General features: G+C 24.3%; 8 protein-coding genes. 4 read left to right on the forward strand and 4 right to left on the reverse strand.

Annotated features, from left to right (window positions below):
- The first annotated feature begins 4 nt into the window (after positions 1 to 4).
- Complete coding sequence (locus N9R85_RS00790) at positions 5 to 2,254, forward strand: hypothetical protein (RefSeq protein WP_262858178.1); 2,250 nt, start codon at positions 5 to 7, stop codon at positions 2,252 to 2,254.
- 556 nt (positions 2,255 to 2,810) lie between these two features.
- Here the strand turns inward: N9R85_RS00790 and N9R85_RS00795 are convergent.
- From N9R85_RS00795 to N9R85_RS00805, 3 genes are all read right to left on the reverse strand, one after another.
- Positions 2,811 to 4,448 (reverse strand): hypothetical protein, encoded by a 1,638-nt coding sequence (locus N9R85_RS00795; protein ID WP_262858179.1) that lies wholly within the window; start codon positions 4,446 to 4,448, stop codon positions 2,811 to 2,813.
- A 41-nt stretch (positions 4,449 to 4,489) separates the two neighbouring features.
- Positions 4,490 to 5,773 carry a hypothetical protein gene (locus N9R85_RS00800; protein WP_262858180.1) on the reverse strand — a complete coding sequence of 428 codons (1,284 nt, stop codon included), beginning with the start codon at positions 5,771 to 5,773 and terminating at the stop codon, positions 4,490 to 4,492.
- A 66-nt stretch (positions 5,774 to 5,839) separates the two neighbouring features.
- Positions 5,840 to 7,462 carry a leucine-rich repeat domain-containing protein gene (locus N9R85_RS00805; RefSeq protein WP_262858181.1) on the reverse strand — a complete coding sequence of 541 codons (1,623 nt, stop codon included), beginning with the start codon at positions 7,460 to 7,462 and terminating at the stop codon, positions 5,840 to 5,842.
- 787 nt (positions 7,463 to 8,249) lie between these two features.
- On the opposite strand from N9R85_RS00805, the gene N9R85_RS00810 reads away from it, so the two are divergent.
- The 3 genes from N9R85_RS00810 (at position 8,250) to N9R85_RS00820 (ending at position 11,099) form a co-directional block, all read left to right on the forward strand.
- On the forward strand, positions 8,250 to 8,567 hold the full coding sequence (locus N9R85_RS00810; RefSeq protein WP_262858182.1) for a hypothetical protein: 318 nt from the start codon (positions 8,250 to 8,252) through the stop codon (positions 8,565 to 8,567).
- Between the two features lie 448 nt (positions 8,568 to 9,015).
- Positions 9,016 to 9,765 carry an Mbov_0400 family ICE element protein gene (locus N9R85_RS00815; protein WP_262858183.1) on the forward strand — a complete coding sequence of 250 codons (750 nt, stop codon included), beginning with the start codon at positions 9,016 to 9,018 and terminating at the stop codon, positions 9,763 to 9,765.
- Between the two features lie 521 nt (positions 9,766 to 10,286).
- Positions 10,287 to 11,099, forward strand: a complete 813-nt coding sequence (locus tag N9R85_RS00820) for a hypothetical protein (RefSeq protein WP_262858184.1) — start codon at positions 10,287 to 10,289, stop codon at positions 11,097 to 11,099.
- A 116-nt stretch (positions 11,100 to 11,215) separates the two neighbouring features.
- Here N9R85_RS00820 and N9R85_RS00825 read toward each other — a convergent pair whose 3' ends face one another.
- Positions 11,216 to 21,244: an SGNH/GDSL hydrolase family protein gene (locus N9R85_RS00825; RefSeq protein ID WP_262858185.1), complete on the reverse strand. Its 10,029-nt coding sequence runs from the start codon at positions 21,242 to 21,244 to the stop codon at positions 11,216 to 11,218.
- Positions 21,245 to 21,343: the final 99 nt, after the last annotated feature.

Below are 21,343 nucleotides of genomic sequence, written 5' to 3' on the forward strand. Positions count from 1 at the left end.
AATTATGAGTAAAAAATATAGAAAAATTTTTGCAAACCTAATGTCAGGTTCAATACTTTTAGGCTCAGTTGCAACTATGGCAATGAGTTGTAGTAGTTCATCAAATAAAGAAAAAGAAAAAACTAAACCAGTTACTCCTGAACAACCTACTAATCCTACTGAATCAGAAACAACAAATGAAACATCTTCAGATTCTGTAGTTAATGATGCTAAAAACCAATTAAAATTAATTTTAGATAAAGTTACTGAATATTTAAAAACTTTATCAGACACTAAGTATGCAGAATTAAAACAAGAATTAGAACAAGAATATCAAAGAGCAAATACTCTTTACTCTTCAAAAGATTCAAAAAATGATGTATATGCATCCGCTAAATTAAATTTAGATAAAGCTTACGAAAAAGCTGTTGAAAATAAAAAAGTAATTGACAATAAACCAACTGATGTTCCGCCTGTACAAGAAATAGAAAATAAAGAGCAAGAAGAATCTAGTCAATCTGATAAAGAAGTAGACAAAACAAATGCTAAACCTGATGGGGAAACTGACGCTAAGGAACCTAAAGATACAACAACTCCTGGTAGTGATCATCAAGATGCACCAATTAAAGATGATAAATCGGGAGAAGTGGCTCCAAGTAATGAACCTAAAGATACAACAACTCCTGGTGGCAAAAAAGAAAAAGAAACTCCTGGTAGTGATCATCAAGATGCACCAATTAATGATGATAAATCGGGAGAAGTAGCTCCAAGTAATGAACCTAAAGATACAACAACTCCTGGTGACAAAAAAGATGATCAAACCGGAACTAGCGACGAAACAACACCTAAAAAAGATGATAGCAACATAAAACCTAAAGAAGACGAAGTTCCAAGTGAAAATATTATTAAGGAATTAAGTTTTGAACATGTAGAAGTTAAAAAACTTTTATCAAATTCTAATGTTAATGAATATTTAAAAACTACATATCCAGGTTATACATTCAAAAAGTATGATGGTACTAATTTAGAAGAGAATAAAGTGATTTCTCATAACGAAACAATAAAATTAGTTGGAACTAAAGTAGAAGATAATAATAAAAAATATGCTTTAGTATCAATTCAATCTTCTAGTTTTGCTCCTGTTGATTTGAATAAGGGTGAAAACTCAAATGTTTTATCTGGTAATACAAATATTGAACTAAATGTTGAAAAGTCATATTACGACTATACTGATAATATTCATCCAAATCAAAAAAGATCAACTGAATTGCCTAAAATGTTCGATGGTAATAAAGTAGAATCATCAAGATGAGATAACTGAATTGATTATGGTTTAGACCAAAGTCATAATGTTTTCTATTTTAATAGAAAAAAGGGTTCAAATGAATCAAAAATTTTTGGTTTAAGAGTTTGAACTAGAGTTAGTGGTTATAACCCTATTAGAAGTTGACATGATTTTGATAAATATAATAATAACCAAAGGGTTGAATTACAAAATGGAAAAAGTATGTCCCCAGAATGAATTAAAATTTATTCATCAAGCACAGGCGAAGAAGGTAGTTATAAATTAGTAACCGGACAAAATAAAGTTAATGATTCTGAACTTTTCAAAATTAAAGTTCTTGATGGGTTTAGATTAATTGATGAAACCGTAAATGTAGGAAACCTTAAAGAAACTAATAATATATACGGTATAATAATAAACTTTCAACCTACAACTGATAAATACTTTAAATTTGAATTTGAAGCACCAACAATACCTAATTTAAAAGATCCTGAAGGTCAAGAAAATCGTATTTTTACAACAAATAAAGGATTTATAGGATTCTCAGAAATTGAGTTTATTGAATTGAAAAATGACGTTGAATCAATTAATGATAAAGTACAAGCTAGTGAAAATGCTTCAATATCATTTACTGCGTTAGAACACTTTGGTGATTCATTCAAATTAAATATAGATAATAAAGATGTTGAATTAAACAGTAATGAACAAACACTTTCAATACAAGTTCCGCAAGATAAAACTTTTGAAGAAGTTTTCAAAACACTATTTGATAACTCAACTATCAAAAATAGTGACAATTCAAATTTACAAGAAGGAATATACACATTTGGTTATGTAAGTGAAGTTACAACAAACACCAAAACACAAAAAGAAACTAGTGCAAAAGCTAAAATAGTTGTAACAGACGGTACAACAGAACATAAAAAAGAATTTACAATTAATTTAACAAAAGCAGAAGTTGCTACTCCTGTTGAAGAAACAAATCAATAATTACAAAAATGACGTCCTTTTTAATTAAGGGTGTCATTTTTATTTGTTGTTAATAAATATAATAATATAATATTTATATTGTCTATTAATTTTATATAAATTAAAAAGAATATTCAAGATTTATCTTAAGAATATGATTTTATAGTTGGTATGGATTCTTAAAGATATCGATTTATTTTTAAAGAAGTATCCTTTTAAATAAAAATGCATTATAGAAATTTAAAATCATATTGATGTTAAAATGAAAATATAAACGTTTTCGATCGTATGATGAAATTACAAAATATCTATTAGATACAACTAAGCTGATTTATACATCTTAGGTACTTATTTTGTCTGTAATGTTGTTATAACTTACCAATAAGTTGAAGATGATAAAGTCATAAGAAAATATTTAGTTTTAAAGCTAATTATTGATTTTTTGTAAATGAATCCTGAGATATTTTCTTGATTTAATTAAGAAAATAAGAACTATTTTCAAAAAACTAATAAATTCAAACAAAAAAGAATTGGGATATTTACTATATTGTTAAAAAAAACAGGGTTATCCTGTTTTTTATCTAGATTTAGAATTTTCTAAATCATTAAATATCTTATTTCATTCATCCTTATAGTTTCATTCATCTTCTTCATGATTTTTAAGGAATTTGGTTTTTTTATCAGCATAGGTATTTCAAAGATTGGTTAAATATTTATTTAATTTATTAACTAACTTTGGATCTTCAATAACTTCTTTTAAAATCGGTTCTAGATTTTGAACGAAAAAATCTTCATTAGGTTGGTAAAAATTGTAATCGAAATACGGATAGTTTTTATAAAACTGCGAATTGAAGAATTTATCGACCTGACTTTCGCTTCATTCGACGCGTTTAGCGAACGCTTGCGATAACTGGTCTTTTGGTATAATTTCGTCTAAACCTGGAAAATCAGCTGGATTGTCTTGCTGTTCGCCGAAACCTAGGTTAAAATCAACGTCGGTCATGTATTCGGTCGATTCTTTGGTAAATTTATCGTAAATTTTTTGTAATTTAACGATTTGAAACCTAGGTTTTTTGTTTCGGTCTAATCCAACAGGATAAATTCTAATTTTTTGTTCTAATTCAAAACGTTCGAAGAATTGTTTATTTAAATCGTCAACTTCTTCGTCTGTAAAAAAGTTAGAATATTTGATCGGTTTGGCGTCATTTTCTAAATTAATACGATAACCAATTTTTTCAGGTTGTTCTAAATATTTTAAATACCTACCTTCTTGGATGTCTTGCGTTCTGTAATTATATTCGTCTGGATTTATAAAAAACGTATTCATTTGTTCGATTACGCCGTTTTTAAATTCCAATTCCGTCATTCTTCTATTAGGATCGGTATTTTTAATTAATTCATTAAAATAATTTAGATAAAATTTATAGCCATCTTCTTTGGTAAAATCAAAAATGTTTTTACTATCATTGCGGAAAACGTCGACTTTATTTGGTTCAATGTCGATTCAGAAATTAGACATTGTTAAGGTATTTCTTAGGTCTATCATTTCCGAACTTTTGTATTCAAATTTAGCATAAACGTCGCTAGGTTTTTCAACATGTTGGCGATCGTAATGATCGTAAATTTTAACATGGTCGTTAATTCTAATTCGATCTAATTCTTGATTAATCGGACGATACGCGACGCTTATACCTGAACCATTAACATTTTCGTCAGTTTTTTTAGATCAAGTATAATGGATTTCAACTTTATCTGAATATTTAGAATTTCCATAAATTTTATCAATTGATTCAATTTTGATTTCGTAATCATCAGGTAATCCAGTTAGAATAAAATTATCGGCGACTAAATTTTCCATACGACTTCCATTTGAAGATCATAATTGGTCTAATTTTTGACCTTTTAAGTCGAAATTAACCTTTAAGTTATCGAAATTTAATTCTTGAACGTCTTGATCTTTGATAATTGTTAAAGATCCGTTTCCGGTATCAGTTTCTGTATGATCCAATTCAGTTTTGGAATCAGAATCGGTTTGATTATTATTTGAACCTGTTGTAGGTTGGTTTGTATTTGATTTAGTTTCAAAATTAGATTTATTAACTTGCTTATCGTTTTTATTATTTTCAATTTGGTTAGTACAACTAATTACCATTACGGTTGATGTAGATATTAGGCAAAACATACTAAAAAATATTTTTATTTTTTTATTACTCATCTTTATTCCTTTTCAAGTCAATAAATAATTATGTATTTTAATTATTTATTGATATTTTCTATTTCTTGGTTTAATTTTTTTAAAGCATCAGAAATAATTTTGGTTGCTTCTGAATATTTATATTCTATAATTTTGTTGGTTGAATTTTCTGTGTTTAGTTTCGCATCATTCGCTACTTTTTTAATGAATTCTAAAATTTTAGAACGTTCATTATCATCTTGTTTTGATAACATTTTTTCTTGGTATTTGATTAATGTTATTTTAACTAAATTTTCATATTCATTAACAATCGTTTCATACGCGGTATAATCTCTATTTCTTTGTTCTATTTTTTTCTTATATTCTTTGTATTCGTTCAAAGAATTTCTTAATAATTGATATAAATCATTAATATAAGAATTTGAATTACGTTCAAAGACTTCAAAGGACGCTAATTTATTAATAATAGGTTCTAAATAGTTATTCAGAATATCCGTATATGATTTTAAACCTGATGCCTGTAATTGTTGTTCGTTTCTTTCATTATTAAGTTTTAAAATTGCATCTTGAACCATTAAATAAAGTTTATTTAATATATTTTCAAAACCTGTTAGATCAAATGTTTTAAGATTTAAAACAGAAACTAATTTTGGCATTGCTGATGTCGAATTAGGATTAATCTTTTTAAGATCAATGTAATATTTATTATCATTGAAATCAGTTGCTAATTTTCCAAAAGTTATTGTTCCAAATTTTTCAACAGCGGTCTTAGCGTTATTTATTTCTGTTTTTAATTCTTCTTTGATAGATTTTTTATGTTCGTCCTTAACGCCTAATTCTGTTTTAAATTCGTTTAATTCTTCATCTGTTAAATCGTTTGTTATAGAATTTAATTTAGATTCATATTTAGAAATTATTGATAATAAATTTGTCTTTTCTTCGTTAATTCATTTATCATAAACTGTCGCCGAAACGTTTTCTATATTATCTTTTTCGTTGAAGCGATCTGATTTTTCTTGTCTTAGTCCATTATTACTAGAATTCAAATCATTAATTGCATCTTTTAATTGTTTTTTAACAGAAGATAGTTCATTTAAGGTTTTTTCTAATTTTTCTGTATTAGATTTTTTAGAAGAAATTAATATTTGGATATTAGATTCTAATTCTTTTATTCGATTTTTATATTTTTTCTCAATATTTTCTTGTGAATTATTTTTTTGTTGAGAAATCGAAACATTATTTATATTAGAATTATGTTCGTTAGCATTACAACTTAAAGCAGTAAGCGACAAAGAAATAAGTAACACTACTTTTAATAAATATTTTAATTTTTTATTCATTTTCATTATGTTTTTTCCAATCAATTAATTTAGTATAGTTTTAAATTATTATTTTTCATCCAATTTCTTAGATTAGTTTTTTTCTTTTTCTCAACTATGACCAGCAATTATTTTTTTAAAACGATCTTTTGTCATATTTTCTGGGAGTTTTTGTTTTTCAAAAATTAGTGAGGTGTTTCAAAAAGCATAGGAACCAATTTTTGTAACTTCTGACATATCTATACTTGTAAGTGATCTATTACCTAAAAAAGCATTGTCTCCAATTGTCGTAACCTTTGACATATTTATATTTGCAAGTGATTTATCACCTCAAAAAGCTCCGTCTCCAATTGTTATAACTTTTGGCATATCTACACTTGTAAGGGATGTATCACCTGAAAAAGCACTATTTCCAATTGTTGTAATCTTTGGGCCATTCACACTTTCGAGGGATGTATTGCCTGAAAAAGCACTATCTTCAATTGTTATAACTCCTGGCATATCTATACTTGTAATCGATGTATTACCTAAAAAAGCATTTACTCCAATTGTTCTCACGTTTTCTGGTAAGGTAAATTTACCTTTTGCTTTAGTGGCATCAATTAAAATATTATTAATTATTGCAATTTTTTGTTTATTAGAATCTATCAGTTTTTCAAAATATTTTGTTTCACTAAAAGCACTGTATCCAATTGTTATAACCTTTGGCACACTTACATTTGTAAGCAATGTATCACCTGAAAAAGCATTGTCTCCAATTGTTGTAACTTCTGGTATATCTATACTTGTAAGTGCTGTATCACCTGAAAAAGCACTATTTCCAATTTTTATAACATTTGGCATATTTAAACTTGTAAGAGATATATTACCTAAAAAAGCATTGTCTCCAATTGTTGTAACCTTTGGTATACTTACATTTGTAAGTGCTGTATCACCTGAAAAAGCACTATCTCCAATTGTTGTAACTTCTGGTATATCTATACTTGTAAGAGCTATATTACCTAAAAAAGCATTGTCTCCAATTGTTGTAACCTTTGGTATACTTACATTTGTAAGCGATATATCACCTGAAAAAGCACTATCTCCAATTGTTGTAACTTCTGGTATATCTATACTTGTAAGCGATGTATTACCTGAAAAAGCACTATCTCCAATTGTTGTAGCCTTTGGGGCATTTACACTTGTAAGTGATATATTACCTGAAAAAGCACTTTTTCCAATTGTTGTAACCTTTGGCATATCTATACTTGTAAGCGATGTATTACCTAAAAAAGCACTATTTCCAATTGTTTTAACATTCGGTACACTTATGCTTTTAAGCGATGTATTACCTGAAAAAGCACTATTTCCAATTATTTTAACTTGCGGCATAATTAATTCTTCGATATTAATTTTATAATTTGCATCAAAATATAAATTATTTGGTAACATTCATTTTAATGTTTTTGTTTTTAAGTCTCTTATTATTTTGTAAGAAAAATTAATTCGTCTTATTCTACCGTCATTAATAAAATCTTTTATATTATTTCCATCAATAATAAGTAAATCCATTTTTGAATTATCATTATTTTCGTGTGATTGACTTGAAATTTCTTTTGTTAAATCGTTATCATTTTTATTTGTATTTTCTTTTATGCTATTACAAGAAATAACGAGCAAACTAGAATTTAGTGTTAGAAATATACTCGATAGTAGTAATATTTTACTTTTTTTCATTTTAATTAATTCCTTTTAACTTTAATTTTTAAATATCAAATTTATTATAGTTTTTTTTTTTTTTTTTGAAGCAAATGCATATAATAGTCAATTTAGTACTAAATTCTAGCTTTTATATTTACACAAAATTTTATTATTCTTTTATAACTAAAATTAAACTTATCTATATTACCTTTTATAAGTTAGGTAAAAAATAATTTATATCCTTTATTGGTGTAATTTATAAAGATAATATTGATATTAATAAATTAAGAAAAAAATTCAAACAAAATAATGTTTTTATGAAATAACTCTTTTAACAAACAAAAAACGATATATTTAATAAAATAAAACAATCCAAAAAGAAATATTAATATTGGTAAAGCTATTGGTTATTGTTTCTTAGGAGTTATTGGGTTAGCTATCTTAATATTTTCTGTATTTGGAGTTAAATTACTAGCAATTAAGTTTGGTTGAAAATTAGGCATTAGTAAAAAGCGTAAAATAAAAATAAAATAGTTTAAAAATATTTTGATTTGAAAAAATTTATTTTATGATATTTACGCGTTCGTGCGTATTATACGCGTACGCGTGAATGGGCAGGCACGCATAAGTATAGGAAAATATCTTCTATATTTTGAGTTAAATTACTACATATTAAATTTGTTTAAAAATTAGAAATTACCGAAATTTTGCAACAGATTTAATATGTGGTGTCTATACAAAGAAAAGAACAAGTAAAGAAATACAGTAGATTGGTATTTCACTGAATTAAGATTTTTAAGAAATAATTTAGGAGGATAAAACTATGATTAGAAATAATAGACCATATACAAATGAAAACGGATGGGTAGATGATAATCTTATTACAGATATTAAGGAAAAGGAACAAGAAATTGTCTTTAATTGGATTTATGAAAATATTATCCCTAGAAAAACAGAACTAAAAACTAGAACGAGTTATGGGATTAAGCATCTTTTACAAAAAAATACAGGTATTTATCTTACAAATAATCAATTTAAGGATGCGATGATGCATTGTGGCTATATGCCAGTGAATCCAAATGAACTTAACTGGACTTATCGAATAAGCAAGAAATCTAAGGCTTTTAAGACAATTGCATAGTGGTGAATAGTAAAAACATAATTTTATATTTATTATATATATATATATATATAAACATCATATTTTTAGGTTCTACAATTAATCTATAAAATGATGTTTTTTATATACAAAAATTTTTAACCCTTAAATTCGATATAATATTAAATATTAGGGACAAGTCCCTAAATACGTATAGGAAAATATCTTATATATTTTGAGTTAAATTACTAGCTATTAAATTTGGTTGAAAATTAGGTATTAGTAAAATAAAAAAAATTTTATAAAATTAAAATTTTATATATAATATATATATATATATATATCAATGTATATTTGAATCGCCAAGCGGAATCGCCGCAGTTGATGTTTGGAAGTGGAATATATGGTGAGTAGGCAAGCGGAGAAAAAATATTTTCAGGCATAACAGTGGTTATGTCGCTTTTTTTATATAATTTTTATATGGAGAAATATGTTTTGAAAAGCGTGAGATAGAACTAGATATTCTATTAATAAAAAAATAGATACATTATCATATGATGTTAAAGGAAAGAAAATTTTGGCTTATTGAAATTTTAGAGATATAAGACCTTTAATTCTGTTTTATAGTGGTGAAGATGTTTATTTTTTAAATTCTAGGTCTGCATATGATTATAGAGTAAAATACGAAGGAGAAGTTATTGTTAATTTTAAAGATAAAGATGCTAAAAATGATAAAAAATCATATATTAATACTTCTTCAATACATATAATGAAGAGTAGTGAATTTTTTAGAATATATAAAAACAAGCAATTTGATACACTATATCAGTTAAATAATGAAGATGCTAGGAAAACAATTAATGAACTTAGTAATAGATTAGAATCTGATTATTTAACTATTCAAAGAATAACAATTAATGAAAAATATAAATCTGTTAATGAAGTTTTAAAGTCAACAAAATATATCAGGGAAATAACAATAAATAAATCTTCTGATGATTTTAAAGAGGAAGTTAATGATGCTCAGGCAACTATATTACATTTTGAAGAATTGGTTAAAATTTTAAAAAATATGAATGATAATCAATTAACAGAATATAAAAATGCTGAAAATGTAGATCAATATCTTTTTGATAACTATGAAGAATACCATACTAAATCAATTTATTTAGAAGTTATTAATAGCGAAAATAAAGAAAAAGAAATTGAAATTGATAATAGTAATGAAATTGAGATGTAAAAAAACGCTTACATTTTAGTGATCGATGTGATAATATCAATACATCTAAAGAAGACAAAAAACTTATAACCTATAACTTAGGTTAAACCACTAAATTTTATTCCTTATAGACTATAATTAGAAAATATCTTAGGTTTAAATGTCACAATAAATAAAACAATAACTCCAAAAGTTAAATTAAGGAATTGAATAAAATAAAAATGCTTCATAAATATTAGTAGAAGAAGATCTAATTTTAGTAAAATACCCTGATAAAATCCCGGGATTCTCAATTTAGTAGATTAAAATGGAGTTAAAATTAGATAAAAAAAATTAATTACTTTAATGAAAACTAACTTAGACTCTGATTTAAAATATTTTGATATTTCAATTATTAGATACAATCATCCTAAAACTATAAAAATAAGATTATTATTTATAGTTTTTAATTGTTTTTTATAAAAATGAGTTATTTAGAATTATGCTATAATTATCCAAAAATAAGTGTTTTAAAACTTGTTTAAAAAAATAAAGGAATATTTATGAAAAAAATTAAATTTTTAATACCATTAACTAGTATTACTGTTCCGGTAGTTGCTATGTCTTGTTCAAATCAAATTCAAACTTCAACAAAAGCAGATGTTAAAGAAAATAGTAACGAACAACATTCAAACGAAACAACAAAAATAACTACTGAAGTTAAAGTTAATACTCCTATTGCTAAAACAGAAACTCAGGTAGAACCAAAAAATGAGTCAACAGAGTCAAAAACTGCAACAAAAGATAATCAACAATCTGAAGAAAAGGAAACAGAACCGACATATGAAACCGAAATTGTTGAGTATGAAAAACTTGAGAATAAAGCGAATTTATTAGAACCAATAACAGATCCCTTTTTATATGCTATAACTGATTATTTTAGAATTGAATATTTAGGTATTTCGAAACATTTAGAAATAAATGTTGATAGTATTAAGCAAATTAAAGAAAAAAATGCTTTAAAAGTTCAATATCAAGTTATGAATAAAGAAAATCATGCAGAATACAAAGATTTTGAACTTAGTTTTTCACTAGAATTACCTGCTTTAAACGATAAGCAAACTAAAGCTGTAGATTTTGTTAAAAAAGTGGCGATATTTATTACAACTAAGCAAGAACATTATGATAATTTAGATCAAATTACACCACAAGAGATTATTAAACAAAACTTACCTGAAGGAATAATTGTTGAAGACACTTTCACGGTAACTAAATATCCTGATTTAGATGCTATCGAAATAGGATATACATTAGATGTTGATTCTAAGAAATATCAATTAAGTTATTTTTTAAAAAGACCACACAGAATAGCTTAAAAATTATTTACAAATAAATGATAAGTAGTGATAACTTATTTAATAATTAATAGAGCATATACAAAAATATCAAGCCTAATTACTATGCTTGATATTTTTTATAAAATGTATTTTACTTAATTACTTGATGGCAATCAACCTTGTTTTATTGCGTTGCGTAATGTTTCTTTATTTTTATAACCTTGATTGTGTCTATCGTTATCTTTATTTCAATAAATATATGCAAGTAATTGATCGTTTCAATAATTGCCTAATGATGTTCTATCTGACCTATTACCTGTAATGAATTCACGATTATATGCAAATCCACCACCACTTCATCAGCTCTTTTTATATGCACCACTTTTTATTTTTTGGTCATCACTAAATTTATTTCAAAGACTTGCTTTTGCGTTTTTAGCGCCTTCTCATGCTTTTTCTAAACCACCAACAAATGTACCTTCGACATCTAAACCTGTGAAGTTTCAGAATTTACCACCTGTTGCACCTTTTTCGAATATTGCTCATAACATAATTGATGTTAATCTAAAAATAGCTTTGTATTCAGGATTATTTTTACTTTGGTTTAAATTATATTTATTTTGTGAAATTTTAGTAAACATAGATTTAAATATTGGTTCAAAAATAGCTTTAATTAATTCTTCGGTTCTTCCAACCACATTAAATATATTTTCGTCAAACGCGAAACCATATGTTTTGGATTGATCACTATTTTGATTATTACTTGTATTTGTGTTGCTTGATGACCCGTTGCTTGACTGATCTTTAAACAAGAAATCAAGCATGCTATAAATACCAGTAGTTCTTTCTAAGTCGCTACTTTCAAATAATCTATTTATAAATTCAACATAAATCGATTCATCGAATGAACTTGTTAATAATCTAATTTTACTTGCTTGGTTTAAAATCTTTTTAAATGATATTGAGTTCATATCATCTGTAAGTATGAATGATAACGCACCATCCATAATTTTTTGTTTTACTTGTTGTGGGGTTGCTTTTGTAAAATCTAGATTTCTTAAGTTATCATATATTTTATCTATTATTGTATCAAACAAACTATCATTTGATATTCATGCTAAAGTTTTTTGTATTATATGTTGTAATATTTCTTCATCATGAGTTTCACTTAAATTGAATCCTGAATCTTTAAATTTTATTATTGCTAATTTAGTTATACCTTTTATAAAATCGGTATTCCCGTTTTGTGCGACACTTGCTTTAAATCATTTTTTAAAGCTATTTTTCATTTGTTCAGCATTATTAGAGTGTAATAAAACATTAACTGCCTCTAATCATGTTGTTTTATTTTGATAATTCTTTGCATTATCAATAATATCATCGAGAATTAAGGTTAATAACTCTCTTAAATCTGGATTTTTAATAAATGTTATTATAGTATTATTTATTAATCTATTCAATTCTTCATTGTTTTGCCCAGTAATTAAAGCGGATAGATTAATATCATTTATTGTTTTTCTAATTTTTTCTTCATTATCTAAGAAGTTTGTTAGTAATTGTTTAACTAAACTTTTTAGACCTTCTTTGTTTTCTTGTATTAACGAATCGTTTAATATTTTAGAGATTAGATCAAATGAAGTTGGGTTAACTTTAGCTATCATTTTGTCTTTAATTTTTTGACTTAATTGACCTAAATTTTCGGATTCTTCGAATGCTTCTGTTGTAGCATCAATTAATTTAGAATTAATTTCTATTCGTTTAAAGAAATCTCCTAGACCACTTGTGAAGTTTTCTATGAATGTTTTAATAGGTTGGTCAGGAGTTACTTCTAAATAACTCATAGCTTTATTTATTATTTTTTTAATAGGTTCTCTTAAGTTATCTGAACTTAAGGCGTTTTCAAATATCTTTTGGATTTTTTCTTTAAATTTAGCTTTTCTTTGTTCATCTTTTAAGTATTCTTTTGTTATATTTACAAAAGAACTATTATTAATATTATTTGTACTATTGAAGAAAAACTCAACTATATCATTCACAACTTCTTTTAGATCATTAGTTTTAACTATATTATTTATTAATCTTATAAAGTCTTCTTTAGAAATAAAGTTTTCTGAAATGAATGAAGCTTTATTAGCTCCTTCTAATGCACCCCAAATAATAGAACCTATATCAATTTTATCTACAGCTAAGTTAAATATGTTATTAATAATTTGTATTCTGTTTTGTTTATTATTCCCTATTTGACCTTTTAAAGTATTTAAAACAGAAAGAATTTTAGCTTCAATATTTTCATAATTTGTGAATTTTTTAATGTTTTCAATTGCATCAGATATAAATTCACTTATATTAAATTGAATAGTTCCGTTAGTTCCTAGTTGTTTGATTCCTGATTCAATAAATGAATTAAATATATTGAAATTATTGTTTGATTCTTTTATTATTGTTAGTAATCATCCAATTGAATCTATTTGATCGTTATCAGTTGTTATCTTTTCGAATAATTTAGTTTTAATATCATTTGGTAACTTTTTATCAAGAATATTTTTTACTATAGTTTTGAAATCATTTTGTTCTAATAATTTTTTAATTAATTTATCAAATAAATCTTTAATAGGTGTTTTTAAGTTTTCGTTTGAGAAAATAGATTTTATTAAATCTTGATAATTATCAGCGTTTTTAAATATAGATAAGTTTGTTAAGCTTTCTCTAACAATAGAAGTCAAACTAGTTTTTATGTTTTCGTCTTTTAAAACTTCTTTAATAATAGTTTTTAATGTTTCTTCGTTATTTTTATCTACAAGAACTTGATCTTTATTAGCAAGAGAAATAAGGGAACTTATTCAAGAATCATTTTCTTTAAATTTATCATATATTTTTTCGAATATCTCTACCACTATTTCTTTATTATTTTCGATAGAACTAAAGTTATTAAATAACGCTTTAACAAACTTGTAATTAGTTAAATCGAACTTAGAAATAATATTTGTTTTAATTGATTCAACAAATTGTTCTGAAGTTGCACTTGAAGATAATTGATCAATAACTGTTTCTATAACGCTGTTATATACACCAACTTCTTTTAGATATGGAACAATATTGCTTGCAATATTGTGAACAAAACTATTTGATTCACTACCTTGTATAGTTATTTGATTATTTTTTAATACATTATTTAATAAAGAATTAATAAAGTTTGTTGTTGTGCTATTTTTTGAAATTCTCTCTAATGCATTAGGTAAGTTGTTTTTAAAATGATTTTTAATTGTTTCTTTTTTAAATAAATCTTGAATTAGTTTGAAAGGGTTATTTAAATTATCTAGTCAAGAAGTATCGTTCAATAATTCAGGAACTACTACGTTTAATGTATCGTTTACAAAATCATCTTTTAATACTGTTCCTACTACTTCTTTTAATAAATTAAGATCTAAATATTTAGTAACGTTAGGATCGCTTATTTTATCAATTTCAGAGTTTACTATTAATTCAACAACACCTTTTTTATTTAGACCAATAAATAATTGCTTAACAATTTTAATTATTGCTTCTTTGTGTGGTTGAATGTTTGAAGCATTTAAAATTCCATCAACAAATAATTTAGGTTGTTGTGTGATTTTTGATTTTATTAGATCAAGAATATCGTTAGGTAATTTAGTTAGTTTTTCTATTATATTTTCATTATTTTGACTAAATACTTCTTTGATTTTCTTGAATATTTCACTTGATAAATTATTAAGTATATCTGAAGATTTGAAGAAATCTTTTAAATTGTTTGAAACATAATCGATAAATGAAATAATACTTTGATCGTTTGTTTCAACTCCGTTTTTGTTTAATAGACTAATTAATAATTGTTTTAGTGCATTTTTAAAACTTGCTTCGTTTGAAAGATCGCTAAACATTGAGTCGAGCTCTAATTTTATTTCATTAAAGTTCACTAATTCAAAAAGTTTAGAAATTAATCCTTGATAAGAATTTAGTGATTCAAATTGATTGATATTATCTACTAATTTTGTAATTGAATTGTTGATTATATTATGTAAATGTTGATTTCTAAGTATCAATTTTAAAATATTACCTAAATCATTAACGTTTACATAATTTTCTATTTTTTCTCTTGTTGAAGAAGCTATATTATTGAATAAATCATCTATAAATGTTCCTTCTGAGAATTTAATTATTAGATTTTTAATTATTGTTTTAATATTTTCTTTGTGATTTTTGAATAAAGATGATTTAATTAATTCTTTAATTAACTTAACAACTTTAGCTTCACCGTCATTTCCGTTGAAAATATTTTTAAGACTAGATACAAATGTATTTAAAAGTGAAGTTATATTAAAATTAATTCCGTTTGTTTGAAGTTGATTGTAAATCAATTCAAATGATAATTCATTTAAGTGAATATTATTGTCAACTATATCCAATATATCTACAATACTTTTTGCTAATTCTTTTTTATTATTAACTCCATTTAAATATGGAGCTACAAAATCCTTTTCAAATATTTTTTTCAAAACTTCTGTTAATACTTTTTTAATAGAATCTTTTTGAATTATTGAAGATAATATGGTGGCAGTTTTTTCTTTTATATCATTTTTTAAACCGCTTATAGAAAATACTTTTTTAATTAAATCATTTATATTTGTTGCATTTTTAACTGAATTGATATTATCTAATATTTTTTCTACTATTTTTTTAATTACTTCTTTTGTATTTTGGTGATTTACTATTTCTTTTATTGTAGAAACTATTAAATCTTTATTAATACTTAGTGAACTAGATATTTCGTCTAAATTAATAGAATTTAAAAATGGAGTAATTTTTTCATCTGTTAGATAGTTATTTAAGGCGTTCTCTAACACTTTTTTAATTCATTCTTTTTGATTTTGTACAAATTTAGAATTTAAAATAGATTTTATTATTGTGAAATAGTTATTTTTAACTGCATTTGTTAAGTTATTTAATAACACTTCTTTTAATGAGTCAAAATTGTTAATTGAACGAGCTTGTTGTTGTGTGATATTTAGCAATTGGTCTAATATTGAATTATTAACGTTAGAATTATTTATATCAAACAACAATTCTTTAAATTCATTTAATTTTGTTTCGTCTAATTTGTGTGAATCATCAATTAATTTCGCATTTTTTAACGCTTCATTTATTATATCTTTAAAAATTTGTATGTTGTCTAGTAATGTAATCGAAATGAATTTGAAAACTTGGATCGAGTAATTGAAATCAGAGTTTATCGTATTTGACTTAAACAATCTTGATATTAAGTCATCTAAATGTTCATTAACCAGTTTATTTAAATTGCTTTTTAAATTACTTGTTAATGTTTGAGTTCTTTGTTCTAAGTTAAATTCATTATTACTATCTGATTTCATAAATGTAATCAAACTGTTTAAAATGTTTTCTACAAGACCTAAATCTTTAAATATTGTAAATCCATCTGTTATTAAATTAGAAATGAATACATTTGTTTTATTTTGATCATAAATTTTTGGATAATTGATTTGAATATATTTTGATAGTGTGTTTGCGATTATTGTTTTAATTTCATTTTGATTTGTTGTACTTGTTAAAAAGTTAATTATATTTTGTTTAAGGTTACTATCTGTTGCTAAACTATTTAATGCGATAGAAATAATGTTATTAATATTGCTTGCATTTTGTAACTGATCTGTGCTATCAACTACTTTATTAAATGAAGTAATGATAATTTCTTTGAAAGTATCATTATTCATTAGTAAACTAACAAATGATTTTAAATCTTGATCTGAAATATATTTATTTAAAATATTTTTATATTCGTTTGGAAGATTATTTAATACAAAGTCTACATATGTATTATTTTCTTTTAGATAGTTATATATATTATTAAAAATAATTTTTATATCTTCTTTATTTTTACTTGCAAAATCTTTAGAAATATCTTTTATGAAATTAAATAATGTTGTACTTATATTTTCTTTATTGAACTTATCTTTAAGTTTATTAATTAATATTTCAGTAAAATCATTTATATTTTCTTTATTTTGAGTTTTATATTCTTCTAAAGAATCGAACAATAATGTTATTACGTTAAATTTATCAATTTGAGTAATTAAAGAATAACTTAAATCAGTGAGTAATTGTTCTTTATTTTTTACGTCTTTAAATAATCAAGATATTTCTTGGTTATTAACTTGAGAATCTATAATTCTTGAAACTAGTTTTTTGAATGCTTCATCTTCTTTTATAGTTTTGAAAAGATTTTTAAAACTATCTTTAATATCGTTGATGTTTAATGTCTTAACAGCAATATTAAATATATCGTAAAAATTATGAATGTTTGAAATTTCTTTTGAATTATTAAAAATAAGATCTAATGATTTTTCGTATATATTTTTAAAGTTTTGATCTTTTGATACTTTTAGTATAAATTGTTTTAATTCTGCTTTTTGAATCCCTAAAACATTTTCAGGAAGAGCAGATTCTAATGTTGAATCTAAATCGTTTTCAATAAATTTGTTTATTAAAGATTTAACAAGTTCTAAAGAAAGAGTTCTATTTGTTTCTGAAAATAGATTTGTTTTTAATATTGTTTTATATAATTCCACATAACTAAAATTAAAACTATTTTTAATTGTGTTTAAAATACCGCTTGTAACTTCATTTAAGTTGTTTGATTGTGTAAGCAATTTAATGAAATTATCAATTAAAGAATCAAAAGTGTTGGTTGCTTCAAGAGTTTCCAAAATACTTGGAACAATGCTTTCTATTACTGGTTTATATTTTTTATCAATATTATAATTTGTATTTTTGCTTAATTCAATTATTACTTTTGTTATTGTTTTATTATAATCACCAGATTTAATAATTTCTTTAATTAACGGTTTTGCATCTTCACTAAGTAAAGTTTTAAATGTGGCGTCTTTTAATAGCGCGTTTGCTAGATTTGTAATTGAACTAAAGTTATTGATTTGTTCGCTATTAGAAATATAGATTTTAACGAAATCTTGGATTATTAAACTAAAGTTTGCTGATGAAAATACTTTTGATATTATTTGGCTTATTTCATCTTTTTCAACATATTTTGAAATTTCAGGTTTAACTAAATATGTTTCTAATAAATTATTTATAAGATTTTGTAATGTTCCATTTTTTGTTAGTTTATTAATAATAACGCTAACTATTAACGAAACACCTTCTTTATTGTTTGTTACATAGTCTTTTTTAATTACTTCTTTAAATAATTCAAAACCTTTTTCATTTAGTTTTTTATTAACTTCTTTTGAAATTAAACTTGGTAACTCGTTTAATTTTTCGATTGTGTTTGCATTTTGTTCTTTGGTTTTTTTAATTTGGTCAAAGATAACATCAATTAAACTTTCAATAAGCTGTGTTTGCTTAAGAATGTTTCCAAAATCATTTGAAAATCCTTGAATGAAATTTATTACACTAGGACTAGAATCTATATTTTCAACGTGTGCAAAATCAACCAATATTTGTTTGATTGTTAGTGCTAATTCTGGATCATTTCATAAGTTGGTGAAAGTTGTTTTTAACTCTGTTTTAAACTTATCTTCATCAACATTTTTTAATATTTGAACTACTAATTCGTTATAGTTTTTAACAGTTTCAAAATTATTAGAATTATCAATCAATGAGTTTAATGTATCTTTAATTAATTTATTGAATGAATCTTGTTTGAAGAATAAGTTTACTATTTTGCTGAATGATTGGTCTGAAATATATTCCCCAACCATTGTTTGAGATATTAATGGATATATTAATTTTGAAACATTATTTAATTTAGTTTTATCTAAAATATTGTTAATTAGCTTTTTAGCTAAATCTTTATGGTTTTTAACCAAATTAGATTTAAATATTTGATTAATTAAGGTTATTATTGATTTTTCTTGGTTATTATCACCAGAAATTTTTGAAACAGCACCTAAAAATGAATTAGATAATAATTCTTGAATTCTATCAAATCCATAGTTAGGGAATGAATTAAGAGATATTGATACGAAATTTTCAATTATTTTATGTTGAGTATCAATTTCGTTTATCAAATCAATTAAGTCTGTTGTAACTGAAATAATTTCACTTTTAGTTATATTTGTTGTTAATTCATTTTTTTCAAGAATATTAAAAATTAAATTACTAAATAAAGAATTTAGTGCAGGATTTTTTAATAATTCTTTAAAAATGTTTGAAATTTTAGAAGCAATTTTAGCATTTGTATCTTGATCAGAGATGAATGCTAGTATTAATTGGTTTATATTTTCAAGATTGCTAAATTTTTCAGGGTGATTTGCGAATAAATCGATAGCATCATTTAAAATTTCACTAAAATCATTTGATTTAAATATTGAATCAATTATTTTTGTGATTTGTTCTCTTGAAACATTATAAGTTGATAAAAATGTATTAAAAGAACTAGATAGAGATGAGAAAATATCATTACCATATCTATTTAAAAGATTTTTTACGATGTATTTTAAAGTTGATCCAAATTCAGTTCTTTGCTCTTGGTTTAAATCGGTTTTTGCAATTATAGAAATAATTTTAGGGATATTATTAACATTCAATACCACTTCCATAAAAGTGTGGCCAAGATTTTCTAAATTTAATTCATTTTTATCTCTTAGTATTTCTAATGAGTTTTCTAGGTCTGTAACTATACTTGAAATTAATTGAGAATTAATGATATTATTAACAACATTATCTAAAATAGTTTGGTTGTTAGAATTTGTTGAATTTAAAAGTTTACTTAGTCTATGTTCGGGATCTAATTCATTATATAGTGCGTTATTAGAAATAAATTCTATAAGTTCTTTAGCAACAAAACTAAATTCTTGTGTTAAGACTCCTATTTTTAATCCAAAGTTTCTTGGATTTCTATTTAAATCATTTTGTGTTTCTTCTTCGTTTTTGTTATCTAAATAACTTTCAGATGAATTTCCGAATAATTCTTGATCAGATTGAACTGCTTCAATTTGATAATTAGAAGTTTTGGCATCTTTTTCTAAATAATCATTATTAAAACTATAATTTTGATAATCTTCTGTATTTAAAGTTGGGTGAGTAATTTTTAAGTATAAATCCATTGCCATCTTTTTATAACCATAATTATTTGGATGGATATCTAAAAATAATGAATTTAACTTAGATTTATTTGTTGTTCAATAATTATTGTTAAATACATCAACATAATTAACTCCATTTGAATCTGCGACACTTTTAATAGCATCATTTATTAGCGAAGTTAATAAACTAATAGGTGATATGTCTAAATTTTGTCCGATTGATTTTGTTATGAAATCGGTAATTATTTGATCTAACTGTAAAAATGGAGAAGGGTATGACACAACATTAATATTAGCATTTGGTGCCATAACTTTTAAGTTAGCTAAGAAAGTTGTTAATCTTTTTTTAAGTTCAGTAATTGAATCTTTAAAGATGTTGTTAAAAAATACAAACGAATCACCGATAACCGGTTTTTTATCAATAAAACTTTTAATAATTTTTGTCACATCATATTTGGTTGCTGATTTAAATAATAAATAAAATAAATCGTTAGCACCTAAGGTCAAAGTAATCAAGTTAGCGTCTGCTAACTTATTTTTAATTTCTTCTTTATTTCCTAAGTTAATATTTGATTTGTATTGAGAATCAAATTCTATATCGAAAAAATTGATTCAATCAATTATTTGTGAACCTGAATGTGCGAAATTGTCAAAACTTTCAACACGATCATTAGAATTTAATAAGCGTGCTAAATAAGCAGGATATGATAATCCTTCTATATTTCCGTTTTGATATTTTCCTTTTGATATTTCTGGTGTAGAAGCATCAAATCCTTCTGTGACAGAATCACCAATTGCAACATATTTAATTTTTTGGTCTTTATTAATAAAGTTTTTTGAAACTTTACGTAGTATTTTTGTACTTTCTGAAATTGATTTATTACCATTTTGAGAATTACTTTCTTCATTAGGTTTTGGTAGGTATGGTTCTATAACCAAAGGTTCTTTTGAAGAAATGTTATTCTTTTCTTTAATTTTCTCATATAAGTCTTTACCACCACTTTGTAATTCTTTATCAGAACCGGGTGCTTTACATGCAACAACTATACCTGTACTTAGTACCAAAGCCATAGCTGTACCGAAAATTAATTTCTTGTTTTTTTTCATAATTATCCTTTCAGATTGTTTATTATATTTTATATAATAAAGCAAAATAATTAACTTTATAATAATACCATATTTTTACATATTCATAAATTTAGCTAC

Origin of the sequence: Mycoplasma sp. CSL7503-lung (assembly GCF_025515455.1) — a bacterium.
Classification (GTDB): Bacteria; Bacillota_I; Bacilli_A; order Mycoplasmatales; family Metamycoplasmataceae; genus Mycoplasmopsis.